Annotated in this window: 9 protein-coding genes; 4 read left to right on the top strand and 5 right to left on the bottom strand. The window is 71.5% G+C overall.

Going from position 1 to position 8,943, the window contains the following annotated elements:
- Window positions 1-264: 264 nt before the first annotated feature.
- Both ABCR83_RS21230 and ABCR83_RS21225 read right to left on the bottom strand, forming a co-directional pair.
- The gene (locus ABCR83_RS21230) at window positions 265-1,656 is read right to left on the bottom strand and encodes a hypothetical protein (protein ID WP_462696685.1); all 1,392 of its coding nucleotides are present in this window, start codon (window positions 1,654-1,656) and stop codon (window positions 265-267) included.
- Between the two features lie 117 nt (window positions 1,657-1,773).
- Window positions 1,774-3,240, bottom strand: coding sequence for an LCP family protein (locus ABCR83_RS21225; RefSeq protein ID WP_462696684.1), 1,467 nt, complete (start codon window positions 3,238-3,240; stop codon window positions 1,774-1,776).
- Window positions 3,241-3,466: 226 nt separating this feature from the next.
- Between ABCR83_RS21225 and tatA the strand changes: the two genes are divergently transcribed.
- The 4 genes from tatA to ABCR83_RS21205 all read left to right on the top strand — a co-directional run bounded on the left by tatA (window position 3,467) and on the right by ABCR83_RS21205 (window position 6,799).
- Window positions 3,467-3,712, top strand: a complete 246-nt coding sequence (tatA, locus tag ABCR83_RS21220) for a Sec-independent protein translocase subunit TatA (RefSeq protein WP_462696683.1) — start codon at window positions 3,467-3,469, stop codon at window positions 3,710-3,712.
- 97 nt (window positions 3,713-3,809) lie between these two features.
- Entirely contained in the window at window positions 3,810-5,198 is a 1,389-nt protein-coding gene (locus ABCR83_RS21215; RefSeq protein WP_462696682.1) for an alkaline phosphatase, read from the top strand.
- Between the two features lie 201 nt (window positions 5,199-5,399).
- Window positions 5,400-6,338, top strand: coding sequence for a beta-ketoacyl-ACP synthase III (locus tag ABCR83_RS21210; RefSeq protein ID WP_462696681.1), 939 nt, complete (start codon window positions 5,400-5,402; stop codon window positions 6,336-6,338).
- Between the two features lie 71 nt (window positions 6,339-6,409).
- Window positions 6,410-6,799, top strand: a complete 390-nt coding sequence (locus ABCR83_RS21205) for a VOC family protein (protein ID WP_462696680.1) — start codon at window positions 6,410-6,412, stop codon at window positions 6,797-6,799.
- A 1-nt stretch (window position 6,800) separates the two neighbouring features.
- On the opposite strand, the gene ABCR83_RS21200 is transcribed toward ABCR83_RS21205, so the two are convergent.
- From ABCR83_RS21200 to ABCR83_RS21190, 3 genes are all read right to left on the bottom strand, one after another.
- A complete protein-coding gene (locus ABCR83_RS21200; RefSeq protein WP_462696679.1) occupies window positions 6,801-7,490 on the bottom strand; it encodes a helix-turn-helix domain-containing protein in 690 nt (229 codons plus the stop codon).
- Window positions 7,490-7,711: a hypothetical protein gene (locus tag ABCR83_RS21195; protein WP_462696678.1), complete on the bottom strand. Its 222-nt coding sequence runs from the start codon at window positions 7,709-7,711 to the stop codon at window positions 7,490-7,492. Before ABCR83_RS21195 ends, ABCR83_RS21200 begins: the two co-directional genes overlap by 1 nt.
- A 226-nt stretch (window positions 7,712-7,937) precedes the next feature.
- Window positions 7,938-8,849 carry a glutaminase gene (locus tag ABCR83_RS21190; protein ID WP_462696677.1) on the bottom strand — a complete coding sequence of 304 codons (912 nt, stop codon included), beginning with the start codon at window positions 8,847-8,849 and terminating at the stop codon, window positions 7,938-7,940.
- Window positions 8,850-8,943: the final 94 nt, after the last annotated feature.

The following is an 8,943-nucleotide window of genomic DNA, read 5'->3' as shown; positions in this document are numbered from 1 at the left end:
GGGGGGCGGCGGGGGCGGGGCGCATAGGCCCCGCGGTGGCGAAAAAGGCGGCGGCGGGCGCGGGGGTGGGCTGGGATCGGGAGGGCAGCCGCGGCCCCAAGGCGCCGGCGAGGTCGCCCCCGCTCAGGGTGCGGCCGGGGCGGGCGGGGGTCTTGTTGCCGGCCGAAGGCTGGGGGCGGTCGGGCGGGGGTGGCGGGAGGGGGTGGGGGGGGGGGCGGGGGTGATCACCCCGGCACCCGCCCCTATGGGCCGCTGTCGGCTCTCTTACCAGTCACCGCCGCCGAAGCCGCTGTCGCCGCCACCGCCCCAGCCGCCACCGCTGTCGCCTCCGCCCCAGCCACCACCGGAGAAGTCGCTGGAGTTGAAGTCGGAGCCGCTGTAGTCGCCGCCATCCGGGCCGCCGCCGTCGCCGCCGCCGAAGGACGAGTCCGCCGCGTAGGAGGGGGTGCTCATCATGCTGCCGAGCATGGTGCCCACCAGCAGACCGGGCAGCAGGCCACCGCCGAAGTACCCGCCGGCCCAGGGGCCGTAGGCGGGACCGGCGTTCCAGTACGGCTGGCGGCCCTGCGCGGTCTGCACCGTACGCGACATGGGCTCCTGGCCCTCGGCCACCCGCACCGCATCGGCCTGGCAGGCGGGCACCGTGCGCACCGCACCGCCCGGGGGCGCCCACTGCACATCCTGGACGGACATGCCGTGGCGCGGGTCGAAGAAGCAGGGCAGCCGGCGCTGGGGCAGCGGGTAGCCGGTGCGCCGGGCGGCCAGGGTGGCGAGGGCGAAGCGGCCGTTGTCCAGGGCCTCGGTCACCGCGGTGACGTCCTGCGGCTTCTTCGCCGCGGCCATCTTGGCCTTGGCCTCCTCATAGGAGTTGAGCGCCTGCTCGTAGTCCTTGCGCATGGCGTCGTTGGCGCCGGGCTCGGACGGGGAGAAGTCCAGCCGGTCGAGCTCCTCGCCAAAGGCGGTGATGTCCTCGTCGACCACCACGCGCAGCGCCTCGAGCTCGGCGCGCTCGCGCTCCTCGCGCTTCTTCTTGCCCCTGCGGTACAGGGCGTACGCACCGGCACCACCGGCCACGACCACCGCACCGCCGACCGCCAGCCCGGTGGCGGAGCTGCCGCCGGACTTGGAGCCGCCGTCCCAGGAGCTGGGGGCGTGGCCCTTGGCCTGCTTGATGGCCTGGTCGACAAAGGCGTTCACCGCGGTCTTGGCGTCGGCGTTGTCGTTGCGCTGGATGGAACCGACGAGGTTCCGCACCGCGTTGGTATGCATCACCTTGGGGTCGGCCTTGGCATTGAAGTCGTTGCCGAGGTGGATGGCGTAGGCACCGACGATGCCGACCTTGGTGTGCAGATCCTGGAAGATCGTCCCCTTCGGGAACTCGGGGGCATCCGGCAGCACCGCGACAAAGACCGGCTTATCGGCATCCTTGATCTTCTTCGCGAGCGCCTCGGCATCGGCCGACGACAGCTGCGAAGAGGCCCTCGGGTCGACATAGACAGGGCTCTTCTTCAGCGCGGCGGCCACCTCGCTCAGGCCGGTGGCGGCATGCGCGGCCGGGGCGAAGGTCATCGCTCCGGCCAGCACCAACAGGGCTGCGATCAGCCCCGCGAACAGGGCCGGCAGCGGCCTGGGCAGTGCCCGGGGGATGGCGGACATGGCGATTCTCCTCGGAGCGGCGGGGGCAAGGCCCCCACTCATCAAGATCACGGAACTTACTCTGCCTTTACCAGGACAACGGAACGTTCGGACACCCGGTTCCCCACTCTCCTCACATCACCCGTACGAAAGGTCGGAGCAGGGGTTGTCGTCCGCCGACCTGGCCTTGCCGGCGACTTCCGAGGGTACGGAAGAAGTGGACGAAGTGGACGGCCCGGCCGAGGGCGCGGTCGACGGGGCGGTCGCGTAGTCCTGGCCGAGCGTGATCGAGATGCCCTTGTCGGCGGTGCCCCGCACATAGGCGCCAGGGAAGAGCCCCGCCAGCGTACGTGCGTGGTCCGCCTGGCCCGGGCCGAACTCGATCACCGTGGTGGTCTCGTCGCGGGCGACGGCCGTGGCGATGTCGGTGACGGTGTAGCCATGCGCGGTGAGCGAGGCGGCGGCGCGGGCGGCGAGGCCGCCGACCCGGGTGCCATTGAAGACGGCGACGCTCACCCCGGCACCGGACACCGGCTTGGCGGGCGGGGGATCGTCCTTCTTGTCCTTCCGCTGACCCGCGTTCTTGCCGTCCACCGTGCGGTCCGCCCGGAGCGAGGCCCACAGCGCGTCGGCATCGGGCTGGACCACGGCCACCCGGGCACCGTCATAGCGCCAGGGCATGGTGACGAACTTGATGTTGTGCAGATCGATGTTCTTGAGCGACATCGCGAACGACAGGAGCTTGTCGGCCGAACCCAGTCCGGGGTCCACGGTCATCGACTTGGTGGCCGCGTCGGCCAGCGGCAGCAGCGTGGTCGGGTCGAGGCCCTGCGAACGCACCTTCTTGATCATCGAGGAGACGAACGCCTGTTGCCGCTGGATCCGGCCTATGTCGGAGCCGTCCCCCATACCGTGCCGGACCCGCACATAGTCCAGCGCCCGCCGGCCCGACACGGACTGCTCCCCCTTGTGGAAGAGCAGGTCGCCCCGTCTGCCGAGGTTGGGGTTGAGGTCGCCCTGATAGATGTCCTTCGGCACACACACATCCACTCCGCCCACGGCGGAGGTCATGGCGGAGAAGCCCACAAAGTCGACCACCACGGTGTGATCCACCCGCAGCCCGGTGAGTTTCTCCACGGTGTTCTGGGTGCAGGCCGGATTGCCCTTGGCCGTATCGCCAACCGAGAAGGCCGAGTTGAACATCGCATGGCCCTGCCCGGCCGTCCAACTGCCATTGGGCAGCTTGCACGGCGGGATGTCCACCAGGGTGTCCCGGGGGATGGAGACGCCGACGGCATGCTCACCGTCGCCGTAGACATGCAGCAGAAAGGCGGTGTCGGAGCGGCCGACGTCGCCCTGGCCGCCGCCGAGGTCCTTGTTGTCCCCCGCGCGCGAGTCCGAGCCGATTACCAGAACGTTTTTTCCGGCGGCGCCCGCCTCGGGACGGTCGCGCGAGAGGCCGCCCGCGTCAAAGGTGTTGATGTTGCCGTTGAGTTTGAGGTAGATCCACCCCGCCCCGGCAGTCAGCACCACCAGGAAGGACACGGCGACGATGACGAAGGCCCGCCCCCGGCGATGCTTGCGCCCGCCCCGCCTGCTCGTCATGTCCGCACCCCCGCCCGCTCCCCCGATCCATCCAATCGTTGCCATCCGTATAGACGGACGACCACAAGCTTTGGTTGTCCGATTGCGCAATTTGGCAAGTATGGTGAGGCGAACCGTTACGGCTTCGACGTCGGGAAACTGCGGAGAACGCCGAAGAGCACCTGAGAAGCCTGAAGAACCCTGAAGAAGCCTGAGAACCCCGAGAACTCGGAGAGGTGGGGGCAGCATGCTGCGCAACGCCCTGGAACCCTGGCACATCCTCATCGTCGTGCTGGTCCTGGTCGTCGTGTTCGGGTCGAAGAAGCTGCCCGACACCGCCCGGGCACTCGGCAAATCCCTGCGCATCCTCAAGAGCGAGACCAAGGCCATGAAGGACGAGGGCGCCCCGGCGAGCACCCCGCCCGCCACCCCGCAGCCCGCCGACGCCGGTGCCACCGTGACCAGCGGCACCGTGCTCGACAGCTCCCGGTGACTCCACGGCCATCCGGCATTGCACAGCAGTACACCGGCACTTGGTGAGCTTCCTCCCGCCGGGCACCCCGCCCGGCTCACCAGGGAGGTAACACACCATGGGTTCTCGTCCGTACGGGCGTCGTCTCGCCTGGGGCGCCGCCGCCCTGCTCGTCGCCGGTGTCGCGGTACCGGCTGCGGCCGCTTCCGGGGACGGCGGCCGACCGGACGCCTCGGCCGCCACCGCGCAGCCCGCGGGCCACGGCCCCAAGAAGGCCAAGAACGTCATCCTGCTCATCGGTGACGGCATGGGTGACTCGGAGATCACCCTGGCCCGCGACTACACCGTGGGCGCGGCGGGCCGGCTGAACATGGACCGGTTCCCGCTGACCGGCGCGTACACCACCTACGCGGTGGACAAGAACGGCAAGCCCGACTACGTCACCGACTCCGCTGCGAGCGGCACCGGCTGGGCGACCGGCCACAAGACCGTCAACGGCCGGATATCCAAGTCCCCCGGCACCGACAAGCCGATGGCCACGGTCCTGGAGCTCGCGCAGAAGAACGGGCTGGCCACCGGCAGCGTCACCACCGCCGAACTCACCGACGCCACCCCGGCCGTACTCGCCTCGCACGCCACCGACCGCAGCTGCCAGGGCCCCGCCGACATGAAGGCCTGCCCCGGCGACACCATCGCCAAGGGCGGCCCCGGCTCGATCGCCGAACAGAGCGTGAACCACAAGGTGGATGTGCTGCTGGGCGGCGGCAAGCAGCGCTTCGACCAGAAGATCACCGAGGGCCGGTACCGCGGCCTGACCGTCACCCAGCAGGCCGAGAAGCTGGGCTATCAGGTCGTCACCGACGCCAAGGGCCTGAAGACCGCGCGCTCCGGCAAGCCCGTGCTGGGGCTGTTCGCACCCGGGAACGTCCCCGTCGAGTGGACCGGCAAGGCCGCCGCCCAGGGCGGCACCGACCCGCAGCGCTGTGTGACGAGCAACCCCGAGCACAAGGCCGGGACCCCCAGCCTGGAGGACCAGACCCGCAGGGCGATCCAGCTGCTGGAGCAGAAGCAGAACGGCGGCAAGAGCAACAAGAAGAACGGTTTCTTCCTCCAGGTGGAGGGCGCCTCCATCGACAAGCGCGACCACGCCGCCGACCCCTGCGGGCAGATCGGCGAGACCGCCGCGTTCGACCGCGCGGTGAAGGTCGCCCGCGCCTACGCCGCCCAGCACCCCGACACCCTGGTGGTCACCACCGCCGACCACGGCCACAGCAGCCAGATCGTGCCGCTGGAGGCGACCCCGCCCGGCCTGTCCGCCACCCTGGTCACCAATGAGGGGCAGCAGCTCAAGGTCAACTACTCGACCAACACCCCGGGCAAATCACAGGAGCACACCGGTACCCAGGTACGCATCGCGGCCCAGGGTCCGCAGGCCGAGCGCGTGCTGGGGGTGACCGACCAGACCGAACTCTTCACCACCATCCGGACGGCGCTCTCCCTGCGCTGATCACCGGCTCACCCGGGGGACGGGCCCGGCCGCGGTGGTGGACTCCGCGGCCGGGCCCGGTGGGCTGGGGGCGCGCCTGATGGGCCGGCTGTGGGTTGCGCCCAGATATCCGGGCCGAACGTTGGTGGATCTCATACCGGCTCCCGGCGGCGGGGCGTCAAGACTGGAACTTCCGGATCACCCGCCCGCAGGAGGAACGCCATGTCCGGGTCTCGCGTTCTGGCCCTCGGCCACTACCAGCCCGCCAGGGTGCTGACCAATGACGAGCTGGCCGGCCTGGTGGACACCAGTGACGAGTGGATCCGCAGCCGGGTCGGCATCCACACCCGCCGGGTCGCCGGGCCCGGGGAGACGGTCGCCTCGATGGCCGCCGAGGCCGCGGCCAAGGCGCTGGCGAACAGCGGGCTGGCCCCCGACCGGATCGACCTGGTGCTCGTCGCCACCTGCACCGCCGAGGACCGCAGCCCCAACACCGCCGCCCGGGTCGCCGCCCGGCTGGGGCTGCCCTCGCCCGCCGCGCTGGACGTCAATGTGGTCTGCTCCGGCTTCACCCACGCCCTGGCCTCCGCCGACCACGCCATCCGCGCCGGTGCGGCGACCAACGCACTGGTCATCGGCGCGGAGAAGTTCACCTCCGTGGCCGACTGGACCGACCGCTCCACCTGCGTCCTGGTCGGCGACGGCGCGGGTGCGGCCGTGGTCACCGCCGCGCCGGAGCCGGGCATCGGCCCGGTGGTGTGGGGCTCGGTACCGGACATGGGGCATGCCGTCCGCATCGAGGGCACCCCGGCCCGGTTCGCCCAGGAGGGCCAGTCCGTCTACCGCTGGGCCACCACCCAACTGCCGCCGATCGCCCGGCAGGTGTGCGCCAAGGCCGGGATCGAGCCGGCGGAACTCGCCGCGGTCGTGCTGCACCAGGCCAATCTGCGGATCATCGAGCCGGTCGCGCGCAAGCTGGGCGCGGTCAACGCGGTGATCGCCACGGATGTGACCGAGTCCGGCAACACCTCCGCGGCGAGCATCCCGCTCGCCCTGTCCAAGCTGGTCGAGCGCGGCGAGGTGGCGCCGGGCGCACCCGTCCTGCTGTTCGGCTTCGGCGGCAACCTGTCGTACGCGGGGCAGGTCATCCGCTGCCCGTAGGGCGTATCGGCCACGAGCGGGGGTCCGATTCGTTCAAGACCCGCCCCCGGACCGCCGCCTACCGTGTCCGCATGACCGTACGTTTTGACTGCATCGGACTCACCGTGGCCGACATGGCCGCCTCCCTCGCCTTCTACCGCCGGCTCGGCCTGGACATCCCGGCCGAGGCCGACACCCTGCCGCATGTCGAGCACGAACTCCCCGGCGGGCAGCGGCTGCTCTGGGACACCGACGAGACCGTCCGCTCCTTCGACCCCGACGCGGCCCTGCCGTCCGGCCCGGGGCGGGTGGCGCTCGGCTTCGCCTGTGCGAACCCGGATGCCGTGGACGCGGCCTACGCCGAGCTGACCGGCGCGGGGTACCGGGGCCACCTGGCCCCCTGGGACGCCGTCTGGGGGCAGCGGTACGCCGTCGTCCACGACCCCGACGGCAACACCGTCGACCTGTTCGCCGCCCGCTGACTCAGCCGAGCAGCCCCGTGGGCACCATGCCGGTCAGCGCCTTCACCTCGCGCGCGAGGTGGGCCTGGTCGGCGTACCCGCAGCCGGCCGCCACCTCGGCCAGCGGCACGCCCGCCCGGGCCAGCTCCAGGGCCCGGTTCATCCGCAGCACCCGCACCAGGGTCTTGGGCCCGTACCCGAAGGCCCGCAGGCTGCGCCGGTGCAGCTGCCGCTCCCCCAGCCCGACCCGGGCCGCCAGCGCCGCCACCGGCTCCGCACGGCGCGCACCGCGCAGGATCGCGGCGGTCAGCGGGTCGTAGGTGTCCGGCTGCCGCCCGCGCGACCGTACGGCGGCCTCCAGCGCCCGCCCCGGAGCGTCCGCCTCCGCCACCCGCTGCGCGATGAGGCCTACCTCGCGATCCGGCCACAGCGCGTCCAGCGGCACCCGCCGGTCACGCAGCTCCTGGGCGGGTACGCCGAGCACGGCGGGGCCCGTGCCGGGGGCGAAGCGCAGGCCGGTGTAGCTCGTGCCGGGCACGGCCGCGGCCAGGTGGGCCCGGGTGTCGGGGCCCGCCACCAGCAGCCGTCCGGCGGCCCAGATCAGGTCCACACAGCCGTCGGGGATGACGCGTACGGGCGTGGCGGTGAGGTCCGTACGCGTCCAGACGGCCGCGCCGGGGATCTCCGGCGAGGTCCGTTCCCGATAGCTCACTACGGCGCCTCCCGCAGATAGAGCGCGCCGCAGGAGTGGCAGATCGGCACCTTGCCGGTGCCCCAGTCGTCGACCGACCGGACGGGTGCGGTGGGCTCCAGTTCGCGGCCGCACATGGCAGTGGCGCCGTCCAGCCGTACCACGTGCCAGAGCTTGACCGCCGGGTCCGGGTCGTTGGAAGGGCTGCCGTTCGCGTATTCCGCTCGCAACTCGTGTTCCATCGGCCACCTCCTGGTTCTCCTGAGACCCACGATGCGCCGCCGGATGTCCGGCCGCCACCGCTTTACCGGGCCGCCCCCGCGTCAGCCGCATCCCCGGGGGGCAACCCCCGGGCCCCCGGCCACACCCGGCCACCCCCATGTCAGAACACCGACCACCCCGTCAGCGTCGGGCCGCACCCCCCGGGGGCAACCCCCGGACCCCCGGCCGCCACCGGGTGCTTCCGCGTCAGAACACCGACCACCCCGTCAGCGTCGTGAAGTGGTCCAGCGCCGCCACGCCCGCCACCGAGTTGCCGCGGGCGTCCAGGCCCGGGCTCCAGACGCACAGGGTGCAGCGCCCCGGTATGACGGCGATGATGCCGCCGCCCACGCCGCTCTTGCCCGGGAGCCCCACCCGGTAGGCGAAGTCACCGGCCGCGTCATAGGTGCCGCAGGTCAGCATGACCGCGTTGATCTGCTTGGCCTCGCGGCGCGGCAGCAGCCTGGTGCCATCGGTGCGCAGGCCGTGGCGGGCCAGGAAGCCACCTGCGAGGGCGAGGTCGCGGCAGCTCATCTCGATGGAGCACTGCCAGAAGTAGTGCTCCAGCACGGTGGGCACCGGATTGTCGAGGTTGTCGTAGCTGGCCATGAAGTGTGCCAGGGCGGCATTGCGGTGGCCGTGTTCGGATTCGGATCTGGCCACGGCCGGGTCGAAGGAGACTTCCGGGTTGCCGCTCTCCGCGCGGAGGAACTCCAGCATCGTGGTACTGGCGTCGCCGGTCAGCGTCTGCAGCCGGTCGGTGACGACCAGCGCCCCCGCGTTGATGAAGGGATTGCGCGGGATCCCATTCTCGTACTCGAGCTGGACAAGGGAGTTGAAGGCATTTCCGGACGGTTCCGTGCCGACCCGTTCCCAGATCAGGTCGCCGCCCTCCGCCAGGACCAGCGCCAGCCCGAACGCCTTGGAGATGGACTGCACGGAGAACGGCTGTTCCCAGTCCCCCACGCCGTGCACCCCGCCCCCGACCTCGGCCACCGCCATCCCGAACTGGCCGGTGTCTATGCCCGCGAGGGCCGGAATGTACTGAGCCGCCTGTCCCCGGCCCACCAGCGGGCGGGCGAAGGCGGCGACCTCTTCGAGTACGGCCTGGTAGTCCATGCCCCACCCTTCCTGTCCCACTACCGACGAGCGTCATCCGGCCATGGCCGAATCGGCTCGCACGATATCCGAACGCCCGGGCCACCCGTGAACT

The sequence above is a fragment of the Streptomyces xingningensis genome, from assembly GCF_054957865.1.
Note: the sequence above shows the minus strand (reverse complement) of the source record. Positions and strands in the feature narration are given on the sequence as shown.

Bases quoted from the DNA above. Each gene is read 5' to 3' on its own strand.
- ABCR83_RS21210 (WP_462696681.1), top strand. From the start codon at position 5,400: ATGTCCGGGTCTCGCGTTCTGGCCCTCGGCCACTACCAGCCCGCCAGG.
- ABCR83_RS21230 (WP_462696685.1), bottom strand. From the start codon at position 1,656: ATGTCCGCCATCCCCCGGGCACTGCCCAGGCCGCTGCCGGCCCTGTTC.
- tatA (WP_462696683.1), top strand. From the start codon at position 3,467: ATGCTGCGCAACGCCCTGGAACCCTGGCACATCCTCATCGTCGTGCTG.
- ABCR83_RS21215 (WP_462696682.1), top strand. From the start codon at position 3,810: ATGGGTTCTCGTCCGTACGGGCGTCGTCTCGCCTGGGGCGCCGCCGCC.
- ABCR83_RS21195 (WP_462696678.1), bottom strand. From the start codon at position 7,711: ATGGAACACGAGTTGCGAGCGGAATACGCGAACGGCAGCCCTTCCAAC.
- ABCR83_RS21190 (WP_462696677.1), bottom strand. From the start codon at position 8,849: ATGGACTACCAGGCCGTACTCGAAGAGGTCGCCGCCTTCGCCCGCCCG.
- ABCR83_RS21225 (WP_462696684.1), bottom strand. From the start codon at position 3,240: ATGACGAGCAGGCGGGGCGGGCGCAAGCATCGCCGGGGGCGGGCCTTC.
- ABCR83_RS21205 (WP_462696680.1), top strand. From the start codon at position 6,410: ATGACCGTACGTTTTGACTGCATCGGACTCACCGTGGCCGACATGGCC.